Below are 26,765 nucleotides of genomic sequence, written 5' to 3'. Positions count from 1 at the left end.
CGGAGCGCGTCGCGAGGATGTGACGGGGGGCCGGGAGAAAATCCGGGTCAGGGGCGGAGACGGCCGGATTCCTTCGCCAGCTTCCTGGCGATCTTCCGTGCGTCCAGGGCCATTTCGCGGAACATGCCGCTGATCGGATTGGTGAATCCCGTGAAGTAGAGCCCGGGTGCGTGCTTCGGCGTGCGGCCGCCGTGCACCACCGGCCGGCCGCGTGCGTCCAGCACGTCGAGGTGACCGACCAGCGGTTCCAGGGCCCGCCGGTAGCCGGTCGCCGCGATCACCGCGTCCGGGGTGATCCGGGTCCCGTCGGCCAGCACGACCGTGTCCTTGTCGAACGAGTCGACCGTTGCCACCGGCAGCACGTGGCCGCCCCGCACCGCGTCGATCAGCCCCACGTCCTGGACCGGGATGGCGCCATCCTTGACCCGTGAGTACAGGCCCGTGTCCGGGCGCGGCAGACCCTGTTCGGTGAGGTCGGGCACGGCGGCCTTGGCCATCAGCCGGCCGGCCCGGTCGACCAGCCGCACCGGCAGTCTGCGGACCAGGATGCCGGTCGCCTGCGCGGGCCAGCCCGCCGTCGAGCGGCGCACGATGTGCGGAACGGTGCGTACCGCGATCCGTACCCGGGAAGCGCCGCCCTCCACCAGGTCCACGGCTATCTCCGCGCCGGTGTTGCCGATCCCGACGACGAGGACGTCCTTGCCGGCGTACGGGGCGGGGTTGCGGTAGTCGCGGGCGTGCACCAGCTCGCCCGCGAAGGTGTCGCGGCCGGCCCAGTCCGGGATCCGCGGGGTGTGGTTGAAGCCGGTGGCCACGACGACGGCCCGCCCGGTCAGCACCCGGCCGCCGGTCGCGGTCAGCTGCCACCCGGTGCCGTCGGCCGCCCGGTCGATACGGGTCACCTCGACGCCCGTCACCACCTCCAGCTCGTGGTGTTCGACGTACTTCTCCAGGTAGCGCACCACATGGTCGCGGGACACCCAGCGTCCGAACCGGCGGGGCATCGCGAGCCCCGGCAGCGTGGACCAGCGTCGGGTGGTGTGCAGGTGCAGCCGGTCGTAATGGCCGCGCCAGGAGGCGCCGACGCTTCCGGACTTCTCCAGCACGACGGCCCGTACCCCTTGCTCGCGCAGGGCCGCCGCGGCGGCGAGACCGCCGGGGCCGCCGCCGACGACGTAGACGGGCCGGTGTTCCGTGAGGTCGGTGGGCGCGGGGGCGGGCGCGGGCATGGGACTACTGCCGGAGGTGGAGGTGCTGTTGGGCATGGATCGGAGCGTAATCGCCCGATTACTTGATGGGTCTCGGTCAAGACCGGAATCGATTGCGAATTGATCACGAGTGTGTGCGTCCGGCCCGTGTTCTGCGCACCTCTTGCGCAGCGATGCCGGATCGGGTGAACTGACGTACCGTCAGATCCGGTGAATGGGAGGGGCCCCGATGCAGACGATCTGGCTCGGCGGAGCCGAGTGGCTCGCCGTCCTCCGAATAGGGCTCGGCCTGTGGTGGCTGGAGAGCTGGCGGCACAAGGACAAGAAGGGCTGGTTCGAACGCGGTACGGGTATCGCCTGGGCGGCGGACGTCGCGGGTAAACACCGATGGGCGGCGGTACGGACCGGCTTCCAGCGGATCGTCGCACCCCGCCCCAAGGCCATGGCGTACCTCGTCGTCCACGCCGAACTCGCCCTGGGCCTCGGCCTGATCACCGGCCTCCTGACGCCCGTCGCGCTCATCGGCGGACTGGTCCTCAACCTCCTCTACCTGGTGCTGATGATCCACGACTGGGCCGAGCAGGGGCAGAACGCGATGATGGCGCTGATCTCCCTGGTCGCCCTCTTCGCCATGTCCTGGCAGGTCTGGTCCCTCGACCACGCGATCGGACTCTTCGGATGACCACGGCCGCCCCCCGCTTCGACCTGCCCGAACCGGACGACTTCACCCGGCCCTACTGGGACGCGGCCGCCGACGGACACCTGCTGCTGCGCCGCTGCCACGCCTGCGGGAAAGCTCATCACTACCCACGCGAGTTCTGCCCGCGCTGCTGGAGCGAGGACGTCACCTGGGAGCGGGCTGGCGGCCGCGCCACGCTCTACACCTGGTCGGTCGTCCATCGGAACGACCTGCCGCCGTTCGGCGCCCGCGTCCCGTACACGGCGGCCGTCGTCGATCTCGCCGAGGGGCCGCGCATGATGACGGAGATCGTCGACTGCGCGGAGTCCGACCTCGCCATCGGCATGGAACTACGTGTCACCTTCAGGCAGGAGGAGGGTGGCGAGGCGGTCCCGGTCTTCCGGCCGTGAGGCGGCCCCGCATCGGCCGCTCACCCGGCACGACTCAGAACGACCTGCTGCGCCGCAGCGCGCGCCGCAGCTTCCACCGCTCCCAGACGTTGGGGTGGCGGATGACCACACCGCCCATGCCGGCCGTGCCGGTGACGCGGATCAGCGGGGTGCCCGGGAGCCTTTCGTCCCTGGTGCGGTCCTTGAAGCCGCCCAGGCCGGGATCGACCTCGTCGGTCTCCGCGGCCCAGCCCGCGGGGATGATGATCCTGACCCCGCCCATCTGCCCGTTGACCTCCAGCTCGATCTCGCGCAGCCGGCAGTCGGTCTGCGTGAAGTCGAGTTTGGCCCCGCCCATGCCGCCGTCCACATCGATGTGCGCGGGTACCTTCCAGCGCCCGGTGCGCACCGCGCCGTGGATGCCGCCCTTGAGGACCAGTGGCTTCCCCGCGTCCTGCGGCGCGGGCCCCAGATCGGCGGTGAGGGGTGCCAGTTCGGCGTAGGTCTTGGCGACCAGTGCCTGGCCCAGCCGGGTGTCCAGCTCGTCGAGGTCGATACGGCCCTCGGCCGCGGCCTCCCTCAACTGGTCCACCACCGCTTCACGGTCGGCGTCGGAAGCACGCAGCCGACTGACGGAGTTCGGGCGCTCAGCAGTCATGAACCTGATGATACGGAACGGCTCGGCGCCCGGATCACAGTCCGGGCGCCCCCCAGACCGGGAACCACCGGGAGAGATCCTTCTCGACCCGCAGGTCGTCCCCGAGTGTCGCCCTGATCTGCAACTCCAACTGGTTGTCGCGCTTTTCGGCGCCGCCCCGCACCGGGGCGAACGGATAGAACGTGCCGCGCTTGTACAGATAGACCAGCGCCAGAGACCGCCCCTCGGCGTCCCGGAATCCGATCAGTGAGCAGAGCAACTGTGGGCCGAAGCCGCCGTCCTGGAGCAGGGTGTTGACCGCGTGCAGGTCGTTGACCAGGGCGGCCACATCGCCGGGTGAGCGGCGGGAGAGCAGCCAGGTGTAGCCGTACGTGTCCTGGCTGAACTCCACCGGGATGCCGCCCCGGTCCGTGTCCGCGTCGAGCAGTTCCTGGACGTCCTGCCGGATCCGGGCGAAGGTGCCGCCCTCCACTCCCGCGAAGCAGACCGAGCCGAGACCGGTGGGGGTGAAGCCGGCGCCCGCCTGGAGGGTGAGGGCGGCGGACGGTACGGCGAAGAGCTGGTCGAGATCGGGGCGGACCGGTTTGCTGCGGCCGAGGATGGTGTCGAGAAGACCCACTGCGGACTCCCTGGTTCCTTACGGGCGGGCGAGCTCGGCGGTGATGCGGGCCAGCTGGTCGAGCCGCTGCTCGAGGGTCGGGTGGGAGGAGAGCAGCCGGCTGAGGCTCTCCTTCGAGGAGAACGCAGGGACGAAGTAGAAGGCGTTGTACGGCTCCGCCTTCCGCAGGTCCTCCGTCGGGATCCTGGCCATCTGACCGCTGACCTTGGTGAGCGCGGAGGCGAGCGCGGAGGGGCGGCCGGTGAGGAGGGCGGCGGCGCGGTCGGCGGAGAGTTCGCGGTAGCGCGAGAGCAGCCGGGTGAGCAGGAAGCTCAGGCAGTACACGACGGCGCTGATCAGCGGGATCAGCATGATCGCGATGCCGACGGGGTCGCTGCTGCGGTTGCGGGAGAAGCCACCCCAGAGGGCGACGCGGGTGACGATGCCGGCCAGGACGCCGAGGAACGAGGCGATCGTCATGACGGCGACGTCCCGGTGGGCGACGTGCGACATCTCGTGCGCGAGGACGCCCTCCAGCTCCTCGGGTTCGAGTCTGCGCAGGAGCCCGGTGGTGGCGCAGACGAGGGCGCTCTTCTCGCCACGGCCGGTGGCGAAGGCGTTCGGTACGTCGCTCCGGGCGATGGCCACCCGGGGTTTCGGCATGTCCGCCAGGGCGCAGATCCGGTCGATGGTGCCGTGCAGCTCGGGTGCTTCCTCCGGGGTGACCTCGCGGGCACCCATGCTGAATGCGGCGATGCGGTCGCTGAACCAGAACTGGGCGATGAACAGGCCGCCGGTGAAGATCAGGATGATCGGCCAGGCGCCCCGCAGCACCGCGAGGAGCACGCCCACCAGGACCACGTACAGCAGGCCGATCAGGAACATGGTGGTGACCATGCGCGTGGTCAGACCGTGGTCGGGGGCGTAGCGGGAACGGGTTCGTGTCATGGAATGCCTCCAGCAACTCACCTGTCTCCCATAGTGCTCCTTTTCTGTTGGAACCCGATAAGCCGAATGAAACCGGATGGAACGAGTGAGCCGGACGGGCCGGAGGGCCGGTCACGGCCAGAGCAGCTCCCGCTCCCACCCCCCGCCGTCCCGGCGGTAGCGCAGCCGGATGTGGCGCCGCCTCGCGTCACCCTGGAAGAACTCGACCTCGCGCGGCTCGACCACGTACCGCGTCCAGCTCGCCACGTCCGCCTCCGGTTCCGCCTGTGCCCGTTCCCAGGCGGCGTCCGACGCGCGGTTCAGCTCCTCGTACGAGCCGAGCACCTCGCTCTGCCGTCCCACCAGCGCCGACGCCAGCGCCCCGGTCGAGCGGACGTGCAGATCGGCCCGGCTCTCGGCGGGGGTGCAGGCGGTGACCGGACCTCGTACCCGCACCTGCCGGCCCTGCGCGGGCCAGTAGAAGCCGAGCGCCGCGTGCGGGTGCGCGGCGAGCTGGCAGCCCTTCGCGCTGGTGGCGTGCGTGGCGAAGTGCCAGCCGCGGTCGTCCGCGTCGTGCAGCATCAGTGTCCGCAGGTCCGGGTGTCCCTCGGCGTCGACGGTGGCCAGCGTCATGGTGTGCGGCTCGGCCTGCCCGGCGGCCACCGCCTCGGCGAACCAGGCGTGGAAGAGGGGGAGCGGGGTGCGGGGCGCGACGGCGGGATCGAACGCGGGCAGCTCGACGTCCCATACGCGCTGGGCGTGCAGGAGGTCCCGGAAGGCCTGCTGGGCGGAGTGCGGATCAGGCGTCACATCGGTCATACGGCCCCATCATGCCCGCCGGGGCGCGGGGCCGCCGGGTCGGTCCGCGGTGTGCGAGGCGGACGAGTTCCTCGGCGTCGAGGACCGGGTGGGGACGACGATCCCTGGGAGCGCGGCGTGGCCGAACGCCCACAGGGCGTCGGCCGGCAGTGGGTTGCCGGGCGACGCCCTGTGTGGTGTGCGCTCAGAGCGGTGAGCGCACGGTCATGCGGTCATGCGTGCGGCCGGGCGGTCGCCCGACTGCGGGACCCACTAGGCCGCGGCGTAGCCGGACTTCGGGTCCGGGCCGTACGCGTTCTGGCTGCGGTCGCCCTCGAGGCACGAGAAGACGAGCAGCGTGATCCCGCCCACCGCCGGGATGATCCCGAACAGAATCCACCAGCCGGAGCGGCCGGTGTCGTGCAGGCGGCGTATGAAGACCCCGAGGCTGGGCAGCAGGATGGCGACGAAGTAGATACCGGTGATGACCGGCGACGTGCCGAGCACCGCGTCGAGCACAGCCGCGATGATGAAAGCGATGTAATTGAAGAGCGTGAACATCCAGTACTCCTGGCGGCGCGCACGGCCGCTGAACACCGCGTACTTCTTCAGGACATCGAGATACCAGTGCATGTTGTCCCCCCAAGGACGATGGAAGCTCGTCCTCGCTGGACCGAGCCTGGACGCCAGAACCTAGAGGTTTGAGGTGCGCGGGTCAAAAAGTTATAGAGAGAGCGCTTTCAGGCAGTGCCTGCCTGGGATTCAGGCTTCTCAGCCCCGTCCCAACACGATCGTGCCCGAGGAACAGAACCAGCCACCCGTCCCCGACGCCGCGGCCAGCTCGGGAAGGCTACCGTCCGCCCTTCTGACCTGCCGTTTCCCCGCCTCACCACGGAGTTGACGGACGGATTCCACCAGGAGGAAGAGCCCGCGCATCCCAGGATGGCAGGCCGAAAGACCACCCCCGTCGGTGTTCACCGGAAGTTCCCCGGACCGACCGATCCGGCCCTTCTCGATGAACGCGCCACCCTCGCCCTTCGCGCAGAACCCCAGATCCTCCAGCGTCACCAGCGTCATATAGGTGAAGGCGTCATAGATCTCGGCCAGATCGATGTCGGCGGGCCGCACCCCGGCACGCTCGAAGGCCAGTCGGCCCGAAACCGCGGCCGGGGAGACCGTGAAGTCGTCCCATTCGGACATCGTGGAGTGCGAGACGTACTCGCCCGTGCCGAGGATCCACACCGGGTCCTTCGCCGTGTCCGGCACGTACTCCTCGGCCGCCAGCAGTACCGCGCACCCGCCGTCGCTGCGGATGCAGCAGTGCAGCTTGGTGAACGGGTCCGCGATCATCGGGCCCGACAGGACGTCGTCCACCGTGATCGGGTCCCGGAACATCGCGTCCGGGTTGGCCGACGCGTTCGCGCGGGCTTGCACGGCTACCTCGGCGAGCTGCTCCAACGTCGTTCCGTACTCGTGCATATGGCGGCGGGCGGCCATTGCGTACTTCGCGATCAGTGAGTGCCCGTACGGCACTTCGAACTGGAGCGGGCCGCGCGAGCCGAACGAGAGATTCGACGTGCGGCGCCCGGCCCGGATGTCTGCGCGCGCGGTCGACCCGTACACCAGCAGTACGGCGTCGGCGCGGCCGGCCGCGATGGCGTCGGCGGCATGGGCGGCCATCACCTCCCAGGTCGCACCGCCGACCGCGGTGGAGTCCACCCAGGTGGGCTTGAGGCCCAGATACTCCGCGACCTCGACCGGGGCGAGCGTGCCGAGTCCGGCGGAGGCGAAGCCGTCGACGACCGAGCGGTCCAGACCGGAATCGGCGAGCGCCCGACGGGCGGCCTGGGCGTGCAGGACGTACGGAGTGGGGCCGTCGACGCGTCCGCAGTCCGCGAGGGATATGCCGACGACAGCGACCTTGCGCGGGCGGGAGGAGGGTGAGGAAGGCATGAATCTGACGGTACATCAGATGTGGCGGGAGGGGGGTGGGCGAGCGCATGCGCGGCTCTGGGTTTCTCGCAACATCACGCCTAGCATGACGATCCGTCAGATCAGAGGCCTACGGCCCCTGAGGGGAAGGAGCCCGACGATGGACGCCGCCTTCACCGCGGAGCAGGACCAGATCCGCCGCACCCTGCGCGAACTGCTGGTCAAACGCTGCGGGCCCGGCGAGGTCAGGAGTGCCGTGCGGACCGCGCACGGTTATGACGAGGCCCTGTGGCGGCAACTCGCCCAGGACCTCGGGCTGCCGGGGCTCGCGCTCGCGCCGGAGTACGGAGGAGTCGGCTGCGGGACCGTCGAACTCGCCGTCGCCTGCGAGGAGACCGGCCGCGCCCTGCTGCCGTCCCCGCTGCTCGCCACCGCCGCGCTCGCCGCGCCTCTGATCACCGCACTCGGCACCGAGGCCCAGCGAGCGGCCCTGCTGCCGCGCATCGCCGCGGGTGAGCTGACCGCGACCCTCGCCGTGCCCGGAGGCTCGCTCTCCACCGCCCTCGGTCTCACCGGCGACACCACCGGTGGCGCCTGGGCGGGCGGCGGGCGGGCCGGTGGCGTACAGGCCCGGCCCGGCCCGGAGGGGTGGCGACTGTACGGGGAGGCCGCGCGGGTCCTCGACGGGCACAGCGCCGGGCTGCTGCTGGTCGCGGCCCACGCGGGCGGCTTCCCACGCAGCCGTACGCTCCTCTTCCTCGTCCGCGTGGACACGGCGACCGGGCTCGCCCGCACCCGGCAGACCTCGCTGGACGAGACCCGGCCGCTGGCTCGCATCGAACTGCGCGACACCGCCGCGGAACTGCTCGGCGCGGACGACACGGCCGATGTGGCCGGCCCTGCGGGCGCCCTGGCCGCCGTCGGGTGCACCACCGCCGCCGTACTGGCGGCGGAAGCGGTCGGAGCCGCGGCGAGCGCACTCGACCGGACCGTCGAATACGTCAAGGCGCGCGAACAGTTCGGCCGCGCCATCGGCTCCTTCCAGGCCGTGAAGCACCGGCTGGCCGATCTGTACGTGCGGGTGCAGGCAGCCAGGTCTGCGGCGTACTACGCGGCCTGGGACCCGGCGGCCGGAGGGCTCGCCCTCGCCCAGGCGCTGGAAACCCTGCGGATCACCACCGCCGAGGCGGTCCAGCTGCACGGTGGGATCGGCTTCACCTGGGAACACGAGGCGCATCTCTACTTCAAGCGGGCCGCCGCCGACGAACTGCTCTTCGGGCCGGTCCACCGGCTGCGCGACCACGCGGCCGAGCAGGCCGGGCTCTTCACGCAGGACGCCCAGGGACAGGGGCACGGGCAGGCGCAGGGGCCCGGGTACGGGCCGCGCATGGAGGTGGCGGTCTGATGGCAGCCGGAGCCCGGATGATCCAGAAGGTGTCCTCGACCCGCGCCTTCGCGAGGATCGCCCCGCACGTCATACCCGCCATGGACCGCACCGTCCACCGGCTCACCCGCGGCAAGGTACTGCTCAGCGCGCAGATGCTGCCCGGGTTGATCCTCACGGTGCGCGGCGCGAAGAGCGGGCAGCTGCGGACCACTCCACTGGCCTGTATGCCCACCCCGGAGCACGGTGACGGAACGTGGGTTCTCATCGGCAGCAACTTCGGCCGTACGGGTCATCCTGCCTGGACTGCGAACCTGTTGGCCCATCCGGACGACGCCGTCATCAACTGGAAGGGCCACGACATCGCGGTACGCGCCCGGCTGCTGGAGGGCGCGGAACGGGAGGAGGTGTGGCAGGCGGCGCTGACGTTCTGGCCGCCGTACGCCACGTACCAGGCGCGGGTGGAGCGGGAGATCCGGCTCTTCCGGCTGGAGCGGCGCGCGACTTCGTAAGGCACGGTGATACGCCGACGGCGGACCACATTGCGTGGTCCGCCGTCGGCGCGACAGGACGTGGGCAGCCCGGATGGCCGTGCGGTGCCCGGAGCGGAAGGGGGGAGCCGGGAGCCGGCGCTACTTCGTCGGCTTCTTGCCGGTGATGCCCAGGTGCACCAACAGGGCAAGGTTCGGCTTGAGTTCAGCCTGCTTGACACCCCAGGTCTGGAAGCCCTTCTGGTGCGAGGCGACCGCGGCCAGCATCGCGACCAGCGAGCCCGCCATCGCCGCGGGGCTGATGTCCTTGTCGACCTTGCCCTTGGCCTGGAGATCCTTCACCGAATCCGTAAGGGAGTTGGTGACCGAGTTGAGGATCTTCATGCGGATCTTGTAGAACCGCTTGTCGCCCTCGGCCGCGCCGAGGTCGACCACGCGGAGGATCGCGTCGTGGCGCCGCCAGAAGTCGAGGAATCCCTCGACGAGTTCTTCGGCGGTCTGCCAGCCGGACTTGCCGACCCAGGAGCGGCCCGCGACCAGTTCCGTCAACGCGGCGCCCTCCTTGGCCATTTCATCCGCGATCTCGAGGACGGCGCCCTCGACGTCGGGGAAGTATTGGTAGAAGGTCGCGGGTGAAGTCCCTGCCTTCCGGGCGACGTCGATGACTTTGACGTCCCGGTACGGCGAGGAGCTGAGCATCTCGCTGAGGCAGTCGAGCAGCTTCTGCCGCGTCGCCTGTCCGCGTCGACCGGCCACGCGGCCGTCGACGGTGCGCACTTGTCCTGTCATGCCGTCAGCTTACCGAGGGGTGATCGGAGCGCGATTCGGCCGACTGCAAATGGGGAGGTCCGCAGGTGCGGTGGGGTGGTGTGGGGGAAGTGGCCGGATTTCGGCGGATGCGATCCACAGCTTGAATTGTGTTATCAACAGCCTGTGGACAACTTCCGTGGATAACTTTCCGTGACGCGATGGGCAAGGAACTTCGATATCGAGACCGTGTTCGACGGTTCGTCGTGGCGCGGCGTGGCCGGCGCGCGGCTACTTTGGGTGTGACGAGCGTCACTACTGCGGAAGGATCCGGGCCCATGGCCGCATTCGCGCACTCCGCGCCGTGCTGGGTGGATGTGCAGCTCCCCGACCTCGAAGCGGGCAAGCGCTTCTACGGTGAGCTCTTCGGATGGACCTTCCGGGCCGGCGAAGAGGTGGACAGGGGCGGCCCCTGTGTCGATGCCCTCAGCGGCGGCAAGCTGGTAGCCGCACTGGCCGCCAAGCAGGACGGCCGGATGCCGACCGCCTGGGGCATCTACTTCGCCACCGACGACATCGCCGCGACCGTCACCAGGATCAGGCAGGCGGGCGGTCAGGTGATCACCGAGCCCGTCAGGATGGGCGGGGCCGGGGTGCTCGCGCAGGCCGCCGACCCCGGAGGCGCGGTCTTCGGGCTCTGGCAGGCAGGGGACCGCGGCGGGTTCCAGAAGCAGAACGAGCCGGGATCCTTCTGCTGGACCGAGGTGTACACGCGGCAGAAGGACCGCGTGGACGCCTTCTACGAGCAGGTCTTCGGGTTCCGTGGCACGGATCTCGCTGCGGTCGGCACGGATGAGTCGGGCAGGGGCGAGTCCGGAACAGGTGAGTCCGGCACGGGTGAGTCCGAGACCCCCGAGTCCGAGACCCCCGAGTCCGAAACCACAGACTCCGAGACCCCCGAGTCCGGCATCAGCGGGTCGGGCGCAGACGTGCCCGGGGTCGACTTCCGGATGTGGTCCCCGGCAGGCACCGAACCGGGCCCCGACACCGCGATCGGCGGGCGCAGTGTGATCACCGACGCGTTCCCGGCCGAGATGCCCAGCTATTTCCTCAATTACTTCGCCGTCGCGGACTGCGACGCCACGGCCGAGACCGGCGCCCACCTCGGCGGCCGGGTCTCCGTGCCGCCCTTCGACATCCCGTACGGGAGGATGGCGGTCCTGCACGACAATCAGGGTGCCGAGTTCGCCGTACTTCAGCCCCCGGTGCCCCGATAGAGGGCAGAGTGACATGTGACACCCCGATCCGCCCCCGGGTTCGCAACCATCGCTTCAGCCAGGAACAATCGGGGTGCGCACCGCCGGGTGGTGCCCAGTGGTGAGACCCTGCACGGGGCGGTTTTTCGCGGGCTTCTGTTGCTGAGGTCCGTACGGGGAGGTGGCAGGTAAGTGGTGGAGCAGCTGACGCAGCACGACCCGAGGCGGATCGGCCCGTTCGAGGTACTGGGACGGCTCGGGGCCGGCGGCATGGGGCTGGTCTATCTCGCCCGCTCGGCGTCGGGCCGACGGGTGGCGATCAAGACCGTACGTACGGAACTTGCCGAGGATCAGTTGTTCCGGGTCCGCTTCACGCGTGAGGTGGAGGCAGCCCGGGCGGTCAGCGGGTTCTACACGGCGGCCGTGGTGGACGCCGATCCGCGTGCCGCCGTGCCGTGGCTGGCCACCGCGTACGTGCCCGCTCCCTCGCTCGAGGAAATAGTGAATGAGTGCGGTCCGATGCCGACCCAGGCGGTGCGCTGGCTGGCCGCCGGTATCGCCGAGGCCCTGCAGTCCATCCATGGCGCGGGCCTCGTCCACCGCGACCTCAAGCCGTCGAACGTGCTGGTGGTCGAGGACGGCCCGCGGGTGATCGACTTCGGGATCGCGTCCGGCGTCTCCAACACCCGGCTGACGATGACCAACGTGGCGGTGGGCACCCCCGCCTACATGTCGCCCGAGCAGGCGCGGGACTCGCGCAGTGTGACGGGCGCCAGCGATGTGTTCTCGCTCGGCTCGACGCTGGTGTTCGCCGCCACCGGCCATGCGCCGTTCCATGGGGCCAACCCGGTCGAGACGGTCTTCATGCTGCTGCGGGAGGGCCCCGATGTGGAGGGCCTGCCCGACGATCTGCGGCCCCTGATCGAGTCCTGTATGCAGATGGATGCGGCGTTGCGGCCCAGCCCCGCCGATCTGCAGGCCCAGCTGGCCCCGCACCTCTTCGCCTCCGGCAGCGACGACAGCGGTACGGCGTCGGCCTGGCTGCCGACATCGGCCACGGCGATGATCGAGCAGCGGCGCGGGGGAGGGCGTACGGCGGCGTCCGCACCCGCACCGGCGCCTGCTCCGCCGCCCCCACCGCGCCATCGCCCGCCGGGCGCGGACTGGGAGCCGGCATGGCGCAGCGGCGCCGACCTGAGATCCCCGTCCCCCGCACCCTCCCTCTCCCGGTCGCCCGTCCAGGCTCCGGACGGGGGCGGTCCGGTGCGGCTGAGCGGTGCGAAGGTGCCGATCGGGCCCGGACCGCGCGCCGGTGACGTGCGTGCCATGGCCGGCGCCGAGGCCGGTCCCGCGACGGGCTGGGTGCGCCCGCCCGCCGGACTGAACGGCACGGCCCCGGCCGCCGCCCCGCCCGTACCCGCTCCGGCGCACGCCCCTGAAGCGGCCCCCGCCGGGCCGGACCGCTGGCGGCCCTGGCGGTTCCGGATGTCGAACGACGTGTGGGGCACGCCGGTTGTCGCCGGGGACCTGCTGTACGTGACGTCCTTCGAGGTGCACGCGCTGGACGTCGGCAACGGCCGGCGCCAGTTCAAGACCCGCGACGTGGCCTGGTCGATGGCGCTCGACGGCGGCCGCATCCACGGCTCCGACGGCCCTTCGCTGTACGCCCTGGACGCGCTGACCGGCGCCGAGCGGTGGCGGCTGCAGACGGACGCCTGGGTGTACTCCCTCAAGGCCGACCGGGGCACGGTCGTCACCGGCACGCGTGGCGGCGGCGTCCAGGCGTGGGAGGCGTCCACCGGCGAGAAGCTGTGGGAGACGAGCGGCGTACAGACCGACTTCGAGACGGCGGAGGCCGGGCCCGCGATCCACGAAGGCACCGTGTACCTGTGGCAGGACGCCCGGCTGCGCGCCGTCGACGCCCGCACGGGCATCGAGCGCTGGTCGTACCCGATCGGCGACGCGGCCTCCTGCGGCGGGGTGCCCGTCCGGGTGACCCCGGCGCCGGACGGCTATGTGTACATCGCCGCAGGCACCCGGGTCCTCGCCGTCGACATCGCGGCGGGCCGGGTGCGCTGGCACTTCGAGTCGCCCGCGGTCTTCCTCTCCCCGCCGGCCTTCGCACCCGGCCCCGCGGTCACGGGCGGCGGGGTGTATCTGGCCGACTACCTCGGCACGGTGTACGCGCTGGACGCGGCGACCGGCAAGGACCGCTGGCGCATTGCGACGGAGGCCCGCCAGTCGATCGAACCGGTGCTGGTGGCAGCGGGCAACGTCCATGTCGGCAGCGGCCACGCGCTCTACACGCTGGACGCGGTGACGGGCACCCCGAAGTGGCGCTTCGCCGCGGGTGGCGAGGTCGTCGGCGCACCGGTCGTGGCCGACGGCCGGGTCCACTTCGGCTCCGCCGACCATGTGCTGTACACGTTGGACGCGGCGGGCGGTCAGCTGAGATGGAAGCTGGCGACGGGCGGCGAGATCACGGGTTCACCGGTGGCGCAGGGCGGCGTGGTGTACGCGTGCAGCAAGGACCGTTGCGTGTACGCGCTCGACGCGCTGAAGGGAACGGGTACGGGGAACAGGGCCCGGACGTAGGGGCGGCCGTTCGGCGGCCGCTTCCCGCCCGTCCGGCGTTCGAGGACGGAACCCCGCATCGCGGACGCGTCACGGCTGGGGAGGGCGTCGGGTGTCAGGGCCTTCCTCCTGCACGGGATACGGCGCCGTGTCCTGGTCCCTCCGGTGCGTGTCCGGACCCGTGTACGGGTCGACCTCCGGCTCCGGCCACGGACTCGTCTGCACCGACGGCCCAGGCTCCTGCGTCGGCGGCCACGTATCCGGATCCTCCGCCCCCGGCGCCGCGTACGGCTGGTTGCGGGCCCTGCGGCCGAGGCGGCTGCCGCTGCCGTGCCGTCCCGACATCAGCAGCGCGCCCAGCAGGAGCAGCACCCCGCCGCCCGCCGCGTACGCCACCCCCAGCTGCAGCCCGGACCCGTCCGACGCCACCGTCAGGCTCCCGCCCACCTGCCCCTGGCGCACCATCCACAGCACGGTGAAGCCGAGCACGATCACGCCCGCGCAGGCGACCAGCAGCCGCGATCGCAGCACCACGCCCACCAACGCCACGGCGGCAGCGAACAGGAACGGCAGCCAGATCGACGCCAACGGTCCCGGCCGCGCGCCACTGATGCCGTTGAAGAGGTCCGCGACCCGGTAATGACGCCCGAGACGGCCGTCGTACCAGACACGGAAGGGGCTCAGCACGACAGCCGCCGCTCCTGCGAGAGCGACGATCGAGCCGAGGATGTTGCGGATCATCTTCGGCCTCCTGCGGGTATGCGGATCGGCGTCGCGGATCTGCACCGCTCTCGGCGTCGACGCTACGCCCGGCCGTCCACCCTCGCCACCAGGGACGGACCGGCCTGGCACCTCTTCCTGCACGGGCCATGCGTTACGGTGTCGCGCGGTCTATGGACAGCGACATGACAACAAATCAAGGGGGGCTGCATCGATGATGCGGCAGCATCTGAAACTTTCGGCGGTTCTGGTCGTGGTGGTGCTCGCACTCACCGGATTCTCGACGTCGAGCCACGGCGGCAAGAGCCGGGGCAGCAGGAGCCACGGTTCGAGCAGCAGCGGTGGCGGCTGCTCCAACTCCAAGAAGAGCAACGGCAGCTACCACCACAACGACTACGACGACGACATCTACGACGACTCGTCGAGCAGCTCGTCCGGCAGCTCCGACTACGAGACCGCGACACCCGACGCCACGGCGACGGACGCGCCCACGGTGACCGTGATCAGCTGCGCCCGGCCCCGCAAGGGCAAGCGGCGGGCTGTGACCTCCTCCACCGTCCAGGTCAGCTCGAGCGAGCTCGGAACGCACACGTACGAGGTCGATGTCACCTTCCTCGACGCGCGGGGCGACACCGTCGGCACCGGCGAGGCGAACGTGGAGCTGACGGGCGTCGACAGCGCGACCGTCTCCGTGCGGATGGACAGCCCGGGCAAGGTGTCCCGGGTGAAGACGTGCCGGGCCGAGGCCGAACTGAGCTACTGACCGCAGCGGACGGGGGCTCCGGCTCACCGCAGCGGGGAGTTCCGGCCCTGCCTCACCGCAGCCGGAACTCCCCGCTGCCCCGCCCCCGCCCCTTGAACAGCTCAGCCTGCCGCTCCACCGGCAGGTTCCCGAGCGCGATCAGCTGCGGGGCATGGGCCAGCGCCTGCGCCCTCGCGGCCTCCTTCGCGGACCACACCGCCCGTACCGTCCCCTGCACCGCCTCCGTCGGATACGACGCGATCACGCCCGCCGCCCGCACCGCCGCGGCTACCGCGCCACCGGGCGCTGTCACCTCGCTGACCAGCCCGGTTTCGTAGGCACGGCGGGCCGTCACTCGTTCGGCCGTACCCATCAGGGACATCCGGGCCACCTCCCCGAACGGCATCCGCTGCGCCATGTGGATCGCCTCGTACGCGCTGACCATGCCGTACGTCGTATGCGGGTCGAAGAAGGTCGCCTCCTCGGACGCGACGACGAACTCCGCCTCGCCCAGCAGATAGAACGCCCCACCGCACGCCATCCCCTCCACGGCGGCGATCACCGGCTTCCACAGGTCGTTCGCCTTCGGCCCGATCGCGATCAGCGGATCGTCGATCGTGTACGGGGACGAGGGTTGAGGCACCGCCACGTCCCGGTCGAGCCCCGTACAGAAGGCCCGCCCGCCCGCGCCCGTCACGACGACGGCCCGCACCTCGTCATCGAAGCGGAACGCCCGCCAGACGCCGCCCAGTTCATCCGCCGTCGCCAGATCGATCGCGTTCAGCTTCTCGGTCCGGTCGAGGGTGACGACCGCGACCCCGGTCTCCTTGTCGGTCTCCGTCCGCAGTGTCACCGTCGTCCCCTCATCGCATGCCTCTTGCCCCTCACCGCTCCAACTGCCAGCGGACCACGGTCAGATCCGGACTCACCGGTGCGAAGACCGCTTTTACCGATGCCCCGATCCGCAACCTCCCCGGATCGACCGAGTTCAGCGGCGCGTCGGGCCCGCTGACCACATTGCCGACCAGCCGGATGTGCGGGGCGTCGGCCAGTTCGACGACGACGGCGTTGTACGGGGCCTGTGCGGCGTACGCGGGCAGCAGCGGCGGATGCGGCACCACGTACGACCAGATGCGCCCGCGCCCGCTCATCGCCCGCCACTCGCTCTCGAACGACGTGCAGTGCGGGCAGCAGGGCCGGGGCGGGAAGCGGAGTCTGCCGCAGTCGGGGGCGGCGCATGCCTGGACACGGAGTTCACCCCGGGCGGCGTACTCCCAGAAAGGCGCTCCGTCCCCGTCGACGACGGGCAGCAACAGCGATTCCATGTCAGCTCCTCAGCAGTACGGCGGAGGTGGGCACGCCCTCACCGGCGGTGACCAGGCAGGTGGCGGCGGACGGCACCTGGGCGGTGGAGGTGCCGCGCAGTTGCTTCACGCCCTCGTTGATGAGGTTGAAACCGTGCACGTACCCCTCGCTGAGTCCGCCGCCGCCCGTGTTGATGGGCAGCCGGCCGCCGCTCTCCAGCGCCCCGCCCTCGGTGAACGCGGCGCCCTCGCCGCGACCGCAGAAGCCGTAGCCCTCCAGGGAGAGCGGGATGAGCGGGGTGAACGCGTCGTAGATCTGCGCGACATCGACATCGTCCGGACCGAAGTCGGCCTGCTTCCACAGCTGCCGGGCAGCCGTCCATGCGGGTCCGGTGAGCGGGTCGTCGTTCCAGTAGTTGACCATCCCGTGGTGCTGGGCGGGCAGGCCCTGGGCGACGGAGTGGATGTAGACGGGCCTGTGGCGGCAGTCACGGGCCCGCTCGGCGGAGACGATCACACAGGCCAGGGCGCCGTCCGTCTCCAGACAGTTGTCGAAGAGGCAGAGCGGCTCGCTGATCCAGCGCGAGGTCATATACATGTCGCGGGTCAGCGGCCGTTCGTACATCACAGCGTCGGGGTTCTGGTTGGCGCGGTTGCGACAGGCGAGCGCGACATTGAAGAGATGGTCGCGGGTGGCCCCGTACTCGTGCATGTACCGCCGTGCGAGCATCCCGATCTCGTCGGCGGGCCGCAGCAGCCCGTACGGACGGGTCCACTGGGCGGGGGTGGGCAGCTGGACGGTGGTGTTCTTCCAGGGCCTCGGCCCCGAGCCGCGCTTCCGTGAGCGCCACGCGACCCCGACGCTCGCCTGTCCGGTGGCGACGGCGGCGGCGAGATGCGCGATCGTCGCGCACGAACCCCCGCCTCCGTAGCCGACCTTGGAGAAGAAGGTGACATCGCCGGCCCCGATCGCCTTGGCGACCTCGACCTCGTCGGTCTCCTCCATCGTGTACGAGGCGAACGCGTCGACCTCCGACGCGGCGATGCCCGCGTCGTCGAGGGCCGCGACGATCGCCCGGCAGGCCAAGGTCTTCTCGGACTCGGGAAGTTGTTTCGCGAAGGCCGTCTGCCCGATACCGGCTATCGCCGTCACGTCCTTCAGCGTCGCCATCCGCCACCTCCGCGATCGTCATGACTGCTGACAGCCGCAGAGGCTACAGCTAATCTGACGGTTAGTCAGCTATTGCGGTTCGGCGGGAGGGCATGCGATGCGCGGCGACGAGGAATGGGGCAGCATCCCGGGGCTGGTACGGACGGCAGCGTGGCGGTACGGGGGCCGGGAGGCGGTCGTCGAGGGCCGCTCCCGCATCTCGTACGCCGAACTCGGCGACCGCGTCGAGCGAGCCGCCGCCGCGTGCATGGCGTCGGGCGTGGAACCGGGGGACCGGGTCGCGGTCTGGGCGCCGAACACCCTGGACTGGATCGTCTCGGCGCTCGGTGCGGTCACGGCCGGCGCGGTCCTGGTCCCGCTCAACACGCGCTTCAAGGGCACGGAGGCGGCGTACATCCTGCAGCGCAGCCGCGCGAAGCTGCTCTTCGTCACCGGCACGTTCCTCGGCACGTCCTACGTGGCGTCGCTGCGCCGGGCGGAGGTGGAACTCCCGGACCTGGAACGGGTGGTGGTGCTGGCGGACGCGGCCCCCGAGTCCTACGTCACCTGGAAGGACTTCCTGGCGGCGGGCGAGCGGATCTCTCCGGCGGAGGTGTGGGCGCGAGCGGACGCGATCGCCCCCTCCGCCCCCTCCGACATCATCTACACCTCGGGCACCACGGGCCGCCCCAAAGGCGCCGTGATCACCCACGCCCAGACGCTGCGCTGCTACGCGATCTGGAGCGAGCTGGCGGGCCTGCGCGAGGGCGACCGCTATCTGATCGTGAACCCGTTCTTCCACACCTTCGGCTACAAGGCGGGCATCATCGCGTGCCTGATGCGGGGCGCGACGATGGTGCCGCAGCCGGTGTTCAACGTGGACACGGTCCTTGCGAACATCGCCGCCGAACGCATCTCGGTCCTCCCCGGCCCACCCACCCTCCACCAGTCCCTGCTGGACCACCCGGCGCGGGCTGCGCACGACCTCTCGGCCCTGCGCCTGGTGGTGACGGGTGCGGCGGTCGTCCCCCTTCAACTGGTGGAACGCCTGCGCACGGAGCTGGGCATCGCGACGGTCCTCACGGCATACGGCCTCTCCGAGGCGAGCGGCATCGTCACCATGTGCCGCCGCGGCGACCGGCCCGACGTGATCTCCTCCACCTCCGGCCGCGCGATCCCCGGCACGGAGGTCCGCGTCCTGGCGGCCCCCGGCGCCCCCGGCGAGGTCCTGGTCCGGGGCTTCAACGTGATGCAGGGCTACTTCGAGGACCCCGGCACCACAGCCACCACCATCACCTCGGACGGCTGGCTCCACACGGGTGACATAGGCGTCCTCGACGCGGCGGGCAATCTGCGCATCACGGACCGGATCAAGGACATGTTCATCGTCGGCGGCTTCAACGCGTATCCCGCGGAGATCGAACAACTCCTGGGGCTGCACCCGGATGTGGCCGACGTGGCGGTGATCGGCATCGCGGACCCGCGGCTCGGCGAGGTCGGCAAGGCGTACGCGGTCCGCCGCCCGGGTGCGACGCTGACGGCCGACGACCTGATCGCCTGGTCGAGGCGGGAGATGGCGAACTACAAGGTCCCGAGGACGGTGGAGTTCGTGGACGAACTGCCGCGGAACGCGAGCGGCAAGGTGGTGAAGGGGGAGCTGCGGGCGCGGGGGTAGGGGGTGCCTGACTGGTCAGACTTCTGCCCCCCACGGGGGCGGCCAGCGGTGAGTGACAGGGGGGCGATACCTCTCAGTGGCGAACCAGCCGAACGTTGACTCGACTGCACTGACGGTGCGCGGACAAGCAGCGGCCGCGACGGCTCCCCCTCCGCGCCGCCGCGGCCGCTCCCCGTGCGGGTCAGATCTAGTTGGCCGGCTCGCTGGTGGCGTGCGCGTCCGTCGGCTTGGCCGGCTCGCTGGTGGCGTGGGCGTCCGTCGGCTTGAGCGGCTCGCTGGTGGCGTGCGCGTCCTGGGTGGTGATCTCCTCGCCGGTGGCGTGGGCGTCCGTCGGCTTGAGGATGTCGCTCTTGTCGGCCATGGGATTCAACTCCTGAAAAGTGATGGCTACGGATGGATGAGCCCGCCCGGCGGTTCCCCCGAGGATCGCCGGACGGGCATTCCAGGGCCGTTCACCCTAGCGGTGAGGCCACTCGACAATCCGTCTGCCCCCCGACGCGACGGATCGATGAGTAAGAGAGTGCCTTGGGGCGATAAACGATTGATGAACGCCGGTCAGGATGCTTGGGCAACCGAAGCCGGATGCAGCAGATCGCGAACGGAGTTGGCCTCGGGTGAGCTCAGTTCCTCGAAGATCGAAAGGGCCTCGTTCCAGCAGACCTGCGCGCGGTCCGTCTGGCCTATGCCGGCGAGCCCGCGCCCGAGTGTGGTGAGGATGTTGGCGCGGCGCCACTCGCCCCCGATGCCCCGCAGGACAGCCAGCGCCTGCTCCGCATGCGATGCCGCGTGGGCAGGCTGGCGTATGGCGAGGTGCACCTGGGCCAGCCGGAACAGTGTCATGCCGTGCCACAACTGCTGTCGGCTGTCGCGGAATATGGACATGGCCTCGGTCAGCGCATCCTGCGCCCGGCCGGTCTGGCCGGTACCAGTGAGAGCAAGCCCCAAGGCGTACTTCCCGTTGGCGAGGCGCAGCGCCAGACCCGAGGCGTCCGCCTCATAGATACCGACGCCTTGCTGCGCGAGATCTACAGCGCTGGCCGTTCTCCCTGTGGCGAGGTGGACGCGGGACAGGTTGCAGAGCGCTGACGCCTCGCCCGGTCGATTGCCGTCGGCCCGAAAGGCGGCCAGCGCCTCGGTGAGGTGGCTCTCAGCATCGGCGTGTCGGTTCTCGTAAAGGGCGATGATTCCCCGCTGGTTCGGGGCCTGTCCCAAGGAGACCGGATCATCCGCGAGCCGACCCAGCTCGAGAGCGCGCCGGGACTCTGCCTCGGCATCGGCGAACCGTCCCGAGACGCTGTGCACATGCGTGAGCATGGTGCGTGCACGCCCCTCCGCCTGGGCATCCCCGGCGGCCTCGGCCGCCTCGCTCACCGCTTTTGCCGCTGTGGCGAACTGGTGTGAATTTGCGCCTGATTCGCCTAGGTCCACCGCCGCCATGAGGAGATCGGAGGCTCGGCCGGCCATGCCGATCCCGGCCGATTGGCGTGCACACGCGAGAAGTCCGCTCGACTCGGCGAAGAGCCAGTCCAAGGCGGATTCGCGGTTGCGGAAAGTCAGGCCGGGGTACTCGGTGGGCGAGAAGTGGTCGAGTACGCGCTCCCCCGGCCGCTCCAGCGCGTACACCCCCGCCGCCGTGGCCAGGTAGAAGTCCAGCAGTCGCGACAGCGCCAACTCTCGTTCCACCGGCGGCTGCTCGTCCCGCTCCGCGCATGCACGCGCGTAGAGCCGTACCAGGTCGTGGTAGCGGTACCTGCCCGGCGCCGCCGATTCCAGCAGGCTCGTGTCGACCAAGGACTCCAGCAGGTCCTCCGCCGCATGCACCTCCAGGTTCAGCAGCGCCGCCGCTGCCGCAAGGGAGATGTCCGGGCCGTCCGCCAGGCCGAGCAGGCGGAACGCGCGGGCCTGGGCCGGCTCCAGTTGGCCGTAGCCGAGTTCGAATGTGGCCTTCACCGCCAGGTCGCCCGCCTGGAGTTCGTCCAGGCGGCGGCGCTCGTCGGCGAGCTTCGCCGCCAGGACCGAGACCGTCCACGTGCGGCGGGCGGCCAGGCGGGAGGCGGCGATGCGGATGGCGAGGGGGAGGAAGCCGCACGCGGCCACCACGTCCAGGGCCGCCTCGCGCTCCGAGTTGACCCGTTCCTCGCCGACGATACGGGTGAAGAGCTGGAGCGCCTCCTCGGGTGACATCACATCGAGGTCCACCAGGTGCGCGCCCGCGAGGTCGACCATGCGGACGCGGCTCGTGACCAGCGCCGCGCAGCCCGCCGTGCCGGGGAGCAACGGGCGGATCTGGGCCGCGTCGTGGGCGTTGTCCAGGAGGACCAGGATGCGGCGGCCGTCGAGCGTGGAGCGGTAGAGCGCGGCCCGTTCGTCCAGGGAGTCGGGGATCGCCGAGTCCGCGGTGCCGAGCGCCCGCAGGAAGGCGCCCAGGACCGTTTCCGGTTCGGCGGCCCGTGCGCCCGCGCCCTGCAGGTCGACGTACAGCTGGCCGTCCGGGAAGTGCGGGCGGGCCTGATGCGCGACGTGCACGGCCAGGGTCGTCTTGCCGACGCCGCCGATACCCGCCAGCGCCGACACGGCCATGACCGAACCCTCGGCCGTCGCCAGCCGGTTGCCCAGTTCGCGTACGAAGGAGGCGCGGCCGGTGAAGTCCGGAACCGTGGCCGGGAGCTGGGCCGGGCGGACGGCCGCGGGCGCGGGTGCCGCCTCGTCGGCCGAGTGGGCCAGTTCCTCGTCGGCCTGCAGGATCCGCTGCTGGAGCTGCGAGAGCTCCGGGCGCGGGTCCACCCCGAGTTCGTCGGCGAGCAGCCGTCGCGTGTCGGCGTACACGGCGAGCGCTTCCGCCTGACGGCCGCTGCGGTACAGGGCGATCATCAGCAATTCGCGCAGCCGCTCCCGCAGCGGGTGCGCCGCGGTGAGCGCGGTCAGTTCGGAGACGGCCTCCGCGTGGCAGCCGAGCTCAAGGTCGAGGTCGAGCCGGGTCTCGGTGAGCTGGAGCCGCCACTCCTCCAGCCGGGTGCGCTGGTTCTCGGCGTACGGCCCCGGGACGGAGGCCAGCGGTTCGCCGTCCCACAGCGCCAGTGCCTCGTTGAACAGGCCGCGGGCCCGGGCGCGGTCGCCGCCGGCCCGCGCCTTCTCCGCGTCCGCGGCCAGCTCCTGCGCCGCCGTGAGGTCGAGCGCGTCGGGCCGGGTCCGTATCGCGTATCCGCCGGCGTTGCTGACCAGCGTGTCCGGGTCGAGGATCTTGCGCAGTCGGGAAGCATATGTCCGTACGGCGGCGAGCGCCTGGGACGGCGGCTCCTCACCCCAGATGGCGTCGATGAGTTCGGCGGCGGTGGCCGTGCGGCCGTCGCGCAGGAGCAGGGCGGTCAACAGGGCTCGCTGCTGCGGTGAGCCGGAGGGCAGCGGTTCGCCGCCCCGCCAGGCGCGTACCGGTCCGAGTACGGCGAAGCGGAGGTCGGTGTCGGCCGTCTGCTGCTGCGGAGCCCGCTGCTCCGGAACACGCACGCGTGGCCCGTTGTCACGGTCCATTGATGCCCCCTGTCCTGCTCGCCCCGCCGGTCCTGCCGGTCACGCTGGTGCTGTTGCTCGGTATGCCCGCCGGTGCACCCATGTGCGCCGGGTGGATCCGGATTGCGCCCTACCGTTGCTATCGCGCTCAACAGTCTGCCTTGTTATGGGCGGACACGTCAGCAGTGGGTGACTCTCTGCACAAGCCCTCGACAACGATCTGGAACGGGGCCCCGGTGAAGATAGCTGACGGTTCGTCAGATCAGCGCTACCGTGATACGCATGGAGACCTTCCCGAAGATCATCTCGGTGGACGACCACACGGTGGAGCCCGCTCATGTCTGGCGGGACCGGCTCCCGTCCAAGTACCTCGACCGCGGCCCGCGCATCGTCCGTGCCCCGTTGAAGGAAATGACCTTCATGGGCGGCAAGTTCGCACCGGTCATGGGTGCAAAGGGCGACGACGGCCCGATCGGCGACTGGTGGGTGTACGAGGATCTGCACCGGCCGCTCACCCGGCTCGACACCTCGGTCGGCTACGACAGGGACGAGATCAAGCTCGAAATCATCACGTACGAGCAGATGCGTCCGGGCTCGTTCTCGGTGCCGGACCGGCTCGCCGACATGGACATCAACCATGTCCAGTCCGCGCTCTGCTTCCCGACCTTCCCGCGGTTCTGCGGCCAGACGTTCACCGAGGCGAAGGACCGCGAACTCGGACTGCTCGGCGTGCGCGCGTACAACGACTGGATGGTCGAGGAGTGGTGCGGCCCCGAGGCGGGGGGCCGGCTGATCCCGCTCACCCTCGTCCCGCTGTGGGACGCGCAGCTCGCCGCCGACGAGGTCCGGCGGAACGCCGCGCGCGGGGTGCGAGCCGTCGCGTTCTCCGAGATACCCCCACATCTCGGCCTTCCGTCGATACATACGGACGAGTGGGATCCGTTCCTGCGGGCCTGTGACGAGACGGGCACCGTGATCGCGATGCACATCGGCTCCTCCTCGAAGATGCCGTCCACCTCGGCCGATGCCCCGCCCGCGGTCGGTTCCACGATCACCTTCGCCAATTGCTGCTTCTCGATGGTCGACTGGCTGATGAGCGGCAAGTTCGAACGCTTCCCGAACCTCCGGATCATGTACGCGGAGGGTCAGATCGGCTGGATCCCGTACATCCTGGAACGCGCCGACGTGGTCTGGGAGGAGAACCGGGCCTGGGGCGGGGTCGCCGACAAGGTGCACCGGCCGCCGTCGGAACTGTTCACGGAGCATGTGTACGGGTGCTTCTTCGACGACGCCTTCGGGCTGAAGAACCTGGACGCGATCGGCGTCGGGAACGTGCTGTACGAGACGGACTACCCGCACTCGGACTCGACCTGGCCGAAATCCCGCGAGGTCGGCGAGGCGCAGATGGGACACCTGGACCCGGACGTGGTGGACCGGATCGTGCGCCGCAACGCGATCGACCTTCTGGGGCTCACGGCCGACGGGCTGTGGGCGGGGCCCGGGGCGTAGCGCACAGAGACCCCGCCGGCGGGTGGTACGGCACGGGGCCAACCGTCTCCGGCGGGCCCCGCGTGCCGTGGTCAGGCCCTGGCCACCGGCTCCTGGAGCTCGGTCACCCACTTGTCCTTGTCCTCGGGGCACTCCAGATTGATCTCCCGGGTGTAGCCGAGCGACCGGTATCCGTTGGCGTCCAGCCAGCGGGCCAGCGTCTGCTCGGTGATCAGGACCCCGTCCATCGAGCCGCGGTGGACGATGGTCGCCGCCTCGAACGCGGGCAGCTCCAGCACCGTTACACCGGTGTCGCCGACCGGACCGACCGGCACCGAAACCGTCACTCCGGCGTGCACGACGATCGTGCCGTTGCCGTCCGGTGCGTCCTCGTACCGTGCGACACCGGGTCCGGTGGGCCTGATCCCGGCCGCCTCCAGCAGCGGGAACAACCGGTCGTACAGCGGTCCGATCACCGGCGTGATGTCCTGCGGCTGATAGCTCACCGCCGTCCCGGTCAGTTCCGCCACGCGTACGGCCGGAACGTTCTTGACCACAACCTCGTCAGCGGGCATGTGCCCCTCGCTCTCGATCGACCGGAGCCTCGCCTCGACCTGCGCCAGCCGCGCCGCCGCTGCCGCCATGGCAGCCTCCAGCTCCACCTGCCGCAGCCGCAGCATTCCGCGCAACTCCTCGGGGCCGACCTGGTCGTCGAGAACGGCCTGCACCTGCTGGAGCGTGAAGCCGAGATCCTTCAGCGCGATGATGCGGTTGAGGCGAGCGAGCTGGGCGGCACCGTAGAAGCGGTAGCCGGTGGCGGGGTCGGTACGGTCGGGAGGCAGAAGCCCGATGGCGTCGTAGTGACGCAGCATCCGGGCCGACACCCGTCCGTACCTGGCGAAGTCTCCGATGGTGAACATGATGTCTCCCAGTGCACGGCCTCACACGGTGTCAAGGTCAAGCCCCTCGTACGTGGCGCCGGCACCGCGGCGGGGCGGCAAAAGGCAGGAGCCCCGTTCCCCGCCGAAGCGGAGGAGCGGGGCTCCTTGGGTAATGCATGCCGGCCGCGATCGGCCGACCCGGGCAACTAGGCCGGGGTGACGTTCTCAGCCTGCGGGCCCTTCGGCCCCTGAGTGACGTCGAAGTTCACGACCTGGTTCTCCTCGAGGGAGCGGAACCCGGACGCGTTGATCGCGGAGTAGTGAACGAAGACATCCGGGCCGCCGCCGTCCTGGGCGATGAAGCCGAAGCCCTTTTCAGCGTTGAACCACTTGACGGTTCCGGTAGCCATAAGCCCTCCTTGGGCCAAAGGGTTGCCCTGCTCCAGAACCTGCAAAGAAGTCTGAAAACTACAAAAGCCTGCGGGTTACATGCTCCGCAGGCTCTGTACTGCAAGGGAAACCAAACTGCAACTTGGCGATGAGCCTAGCATGCAGCATGTGCGGAGGGGTAGAGGGAAAGATCACTTCACTCGGACGTTTGATAGCCGTGCCGATGAGCTGACGAACATAGGGGCCCGGGGGTGCTCGGGAGGCGGCCGGGGCGTGGTCGCGGAGCGGTCCGTGGCGGTCCGGAGAGCGGGATCGGGTGAGCCTCCGAGCCCCGGTGGCACCGGGCTCCCCGCGCGGGTCTAGCCTCGCGATGTGGACAATTCAACCGTCTCTCTCGCAGCAGGCGACGACCGTCGCAGCAGGCCGCGCGTCGGCCACATCCAGTTCCTGAACTGTCTCCCCCTCTACTGGGGCCTGGCACGGACCGGAACCCTGCTCGACCTGGAGCTGTCGAAGGACACCCCGGAGAAGCTCAGCGAGCAGCTGGTCCGCGGTGACCTCGACATCGGCCCCATCACCCTGGTCGAGTACCTGCGCAACGCCGATCAGCTCGTGGCCTTCCCGGACATCGCGGTCGGCTGCGACGGACCCGTCATGTCATGCGTGATCGTCTCCCAGCGGCCGCTGGAGGAGCTCGACGGTGCCCGGGTAGCGCTCGGCTCCACCTCGCGCACCTCGGTACGCCTCGCCCAACTGCTGCTCGCCGAGCGTTACGAGGTGTCGCCGGACTACTACACCTGCCCGCCCGACCTCGGCCTGATGATGCAGGAGGCGGACGCCGCCGTGCTCATCGGTGACGCCGCGCTGCGTGCCTCGCTGCACGACGCGCCGCGGCTCGGCCTGCAGGTCCACGACCTCGGACAGATGTGGAAGGAGTGGACGGGGCTGCCGTTCGTCTTCGCTGTCTGGGCGGCCCGCAAGGACTACCTGGCCGCCCACCCGGCCATGGTGAACGAGGTCCACCGGGCGTTCATCGCCTCGCGTGACCTTTCCCTGGAAGAGGTCACCAAGGTCTCGGAGACCGCGGCGCGGTGGGAGGTCTTCGACGCGGAACTGCTGGAGCGGTACTTCACGACGCTGGACTTCCGCTTCGGTGCGGCGCAGCTGGAGGGTGTACGGGAGTTCGCGCGCCGGACGGGACCGACGAGCGGCTTCCCGGCGGATGTGAACGTCGAGCTGCTCGACCACTGATCCGTGCGGACGGGAA

General features: G+C 70.4%; 26 protein-coding genes. 10 read left to right on the top strand and 16 right to left on the bottom strand.

All coding sequences use genetic code 11. The features are described from left to right. Positions 1-47: 47 nt before the first annotated feature. Entirely contained in the window at positions 48-1,265 is a 1,218-nt protein-coding gene (locus tag OHB49_RS19025; protein WP_329161701.1) for a flavin-containing monooxygenase, read from the bottom strand. 172 nt (positions 1,266-1,437) lie between these two features. Here OHB49_RS19025 and OHB49_RS19020 point away from each other — a divergent pair, with 172 nt between their 5' ends. Continuing rightward, positions 1,438-1,890, top strand: coding sequence for a DoxX family protein (locus tag OHB49_RS19020; RefSeq protein WP_329161699.1), 453 nt, complete (start codon positions 1,438-1,440; stop codon positions 1,888-1,890). Continuing rightward, positions 1,887-2,297, top strand: coding sequence for a Zn-ribbon domain-containing OB-fold protein (locus OHB49_RS19015; protein WP_329161697.1), 411 nt, complete (start codon positions 1,887-1,889; stop codon positions 2,295-2,297). Before OHB49_RS19020 ends, OHB49_RS19015 begins: the two co-directional genes overlap by 4 nt. Before the next feature lie 34 nt (positions 2,298-2,331). Here OHB49_RS19015 and OHB49_RS19010 read toward each other — a convergent pair whose 3' ends face one another. The 6 genes from OHB49_RS19010 to OHB49_RS18985 all read right to left on the bottom strand — a co-directional run bounded on the left by OHB49_RS19010 (position 2,332) and on the right by OHB49_RS18985 (position 7,210). Beyond that, complete coding sequence (locus tag OHB49_RS19010) at positions 2,332-2,934, bottom strand: DUF1707 SHOCT-like domain-containing protein (RefSeq protein ID WP_329161695.1); 603 nt, start codon at positions 2,932-2,934, stop codon at positions 2,332-2,334. A gap of 34 nt (positions 2,935-2,968) precedes the next feature. Next, the gene (gene pspAB, locus OHB49_RS19005) at positions 2,969-3,553 is read right to left on the bottom strand and encodes a PspA-associated protein PspAB (RefSeq protein ID WP_329161693.1); all 585 of its coding nucleotides are present in this window, start codon (positions 3,551-3,553) and stop codon (positions 2,969-2,971) included. 18 nt (positions 3,554-3,571) lie between these two features. Further along, entirely contained in the window at positions 3,572-4,480 is a 909-nt protein-coding gene (htpX, locus tag OHB49_RS19000) for a zinc metalloprotease HtpX (protein WP_030975646.1), read from the bottom strand. A 111-nt stretch (positions 4,481-4,591) separates the two neighbouring features. Beyond that, entirely contained in the window at positions 4,592-5,278 is a 687-nt protein-coding gene (locus tag OHB49_RS18995; protein WP_329161691.1) for a pyridoxine/pyridoxamine 5'-phosphate oxidase, read from the bottom strand. Positions 5,279-5,530: 252 nt separating this feature from the next. Then, entirely contained in the window at positions 5,531-5,890 is a 360-nt protein-coding gene (locus OHB49_RS18990) for a DUF805 domain-containing protein (RefSeq protein WP_329161690.1), read from the bottom strand. 138 nt (positions 5,891-6,028) lie between these two features. Next, positions 6,029-7,210 (bottom strand): thiolase C-terminal domain-containing protein, encoded by a 1,182-nt coding sequence (locus tag OHB49_RS18985; RefSeq protein WP_329161688.1) that lies wholly within the window; start codon positions 7,208-7,210, stop codon positions 6,029-6,031. Positions 7,211-7,349: 139 nt separating this feature from the next. Between OHB49_RS18985 and OHB49_RS18980 the strand changes: the two genes are divergently transcribed. Next, positions 7,350-8,594, top strand: coding sequence for an acyl-CoA dehydrogenase family protein (locus tag OHB49_RS18980; RefSeq protein WP_329161686.1), 1,245 nt, complete (start codon positions 7,350-7,352; stop codon positions 8,592-8,594). Beyond that, complete coding sequence (locus OHB49_RS18975) at positions 8,594-9,085, top strand: nitroreductase family deazaflavin-dependent oxidoreductase (protein ID WP_329161684.1); 492 nt, start codon at positions 8,594-8,596, stop codon at positions 9,083-9,085. The genes OHB49_RS18980 and OHB49_RS18975 overlap by 1 nt, the downstream gene beginning before the upstream one ends. 120 nt (positions 9,086-9,205) lie before the next feature. Here OHB49_RS18975 and OHB49_RS18970 read toward each other — a convergent pair whose 3' ends face one another. Next, positions 9,206-9,853 (bottom strand): TetR family transcriptional regulator, encoded by a 648-nt coding sequence (locus OHB49_RS18970; protein WP_329161683.1) that lies wholly within the window; start codon positions 9,851-9,853, stop codon positions 9,206-9,208. Positions 9,854-10,149: 296 nt separating this feature from the next. On the opposite strand from OHB49_RS18970, the gene OHB49_RS18965 reads away from it, so the two are divergent. Further along, positions 10,150-11,088 carry a VOC family protein gene (locus OHB49_RS18965; protein ID WP_329161681.1) on the top strand — a complete coding sequence of 313 codons (939 nt, stop codon included), beginning with the start codon at positions 10,150-10,152 and terminating at the stop codon, positions 11,086-11,088. Positions 11,089-11,259: 171 nt separating this feature from the next. Further along, a complete protein-coding gene (locus OHB49_RS18960) occupies positions 11,260-13,662 on the top strand; it encodes an outer membrane protein assembly factor BamB family protein (RefSeq protein ID WP_030975663.1) in 2,403 nt (800 codons plus the stop codon). 69 nt (positions 13,663-13,731) lie between these two features. Here OHB49_RS18960 and OHB49_RS18955 read toward each other — a convergent pair whose 3' ends face one another. Next, a complete protein-coding gene (locus OHB49_RS18955; protein WP_030975665.1) occupies positions 13,732-14,382 on the bottom strand; it encodes a hypothetical protein in 651 nt (216 codons plus the stop codon). Between the two features lie 193 nt (positions 14,383-14,575). On the opposite strand from OHB49_RS18955, the gene OHB49_RS18950 reads away from it, so the two are divergent. Beyond that, complete coding sequence (locus OHB49_RS18950) at positions 14,576-15,124, top strand: hypothetical protein (RefSeq protein ID WP_329161679.1); 549 nt, start codon at positions 14,576-14,578, stop codon at positions 15,122-15,124. Between the two features lie 52 nt (positions 15,125-15,176). On the opposite strand, the gene OHB49_RS18945 is transcribed toward OHB49_RS18950, so the two are convergent. The 3 genes from OHB49_RS18945 to OHB49_RS18935 are packed head-to-tail and all read right to left on the bottom strand — an operon-like array spanning position 15,177 to position 17,578. Then, complete coding sequence (locus tag OHB49_RS18945) at positions 15,177-15,956, bottom strand: enoyl-CoA hydratase/isomerase family protein (RefSeq protein ID WP_329161676.1); 780 nt, start codon at positions 15,954-15,956, stop codon at positions 15,177-15,179. A gap of 31 nt (positions 15,957-15,987) precedes the next feature. Beyond that, a complete protein-coding gene (locus tag OHB49_RS18940) occupies positions 15,988-16,428 on the bottom strand; it encodes a Zn-ribbon domain-containing OB-fold protein (protein ID WP_329161674.1) in 441 nt (146 codons plus the stop codon). A gap of 1 nt (position 16,429) precedes the next feature. Beyond that, a complete protein-coding gene (locus OHB49_RS18935; protein WP_329161672.1) occupies positions 16,430-17,578 on the bottom strand; it encodes a lipid-transfer protein in 1,149 nt (382 codons plus the stop codon). A 97-nt stretch (positions 17,579-17,675) separates the two neighbouring features. On the opposite strand from OHB49_RS18935, the gene OHB49_RS18930 reads away from it, so the two are divergent. Further along, complete coding sequence (locus tag OHB49_RS18930) at positions 17,676-19,232, top strand: FadD3 family acyl-CoA ligase (protein WP_329161670.1); 1,557 nt, start codon at positions 17,676-17,678, stop codon at positions 19,230-19,232. A gap of 187 nt (positions 19,233-19,419) precedes the next feature. Here the strand turns inward: OHB49_RS18930 and OHB49_RS18925 are convergent, their stop codons facing one another. Beyond that, on the bottom strand, positions 19,420-19,593 hold the full coding sequence (locus tag OHB49_RS18925; RefSeq protein ID WP_329161668.1) for a hypothetical protein: 174 nt from the start codon (positions 19,591-19,593) through the stop codon (positions 19,420-19,422). A 194-nt stretch (positions 19,594-19,787) separates the two neighbouring features. Then, on the bottom strand, positions 19,788-22,760 hold the full coding sequence (locus OHB49_RS18920) for an AfsR/SARP family transcriptional regulator (RefSeq protein WP_329161666.1): 2,973 nt from the start codon (positions 22,758-22,760) through the stop codon (positions 19,788-19,790). A 261-nt stretch (positions 22,761-23,021) separates the two neighbouring features. Between OHB49_RS18920 and OHB49_RS18915 the strand changes: the two genes are divergently transcribed. Continuing rightward, positions 23,022-24,248: an amidohydrolase family protein gene (locus OHB49_RS18915; RefSeq protein WP_030975680.1), complete on the top strand. Its 1,227-nt coding sequence runs from the start codon at positions 23,022-23,024 to the stop codon at positions 24,246-24,248. Between the two features lie 71 nt (positions 24,249-24,319). Here the strand turns inward: OHB49_RS18915 and OHB49_RS18910 are convergent, their stop codons facing one another. Beyond that, positions 24,320-25,147, bottom strand: a complete 828-nt coding sequence (locus tag OHB49_RS18910; protein WP_030975682.1) for a MerR family transcriptional regulator — start codon at positions 25,145-25,147, stop codon at positions 24,320-24,322. Positions 25,148-25,314: 167 nt separating this feature from the next. Then, positions 25,315-25,518 (bottom strand): cold-shock protein, encoded by a 204-nt coding sequence (locus OHB49_RS18905; protein WP_003967102.1) that lies wholly within the window; start codon positions 25,516-25,518, stop codon positions 25,315-25,317. Between the two features lie 352 nt (positions 25,519-25,870). Here OHB49_RS18905 and OHB49_RS18900 point away from each other — a divergent pair, with 352 nt between their 5' ends. Continuing rightward, positions 25,871-26,749: a menaquinone biosynthetic enzyme MqnA/MqnD family protein gene (locus OHB49_RS18900; protein WP_329161662.1), complete on the top strand. Its 879-nt coding sequence runs from the start codon at positions 25,871-25,873 to the stop codon at positions 26,747-26,749. Positions 26,750-26,765 lie beyond the last annotated feature (16 nt).

It is taken from the genome of Streptomyces sp. NBC_01717, assembly GCF_036248255.1.
In the GTDB taxonomy this organism is placed as follows: Bacteria; Actinomycetota; Actinomycetes; order Streptomycetales; family Streptomycetaceae; genus Streptomyces.
Note: the sequence above shows the minus strand (reverse complement) of the source record. Positions and strands in the feature narration are given on the sequence as shown.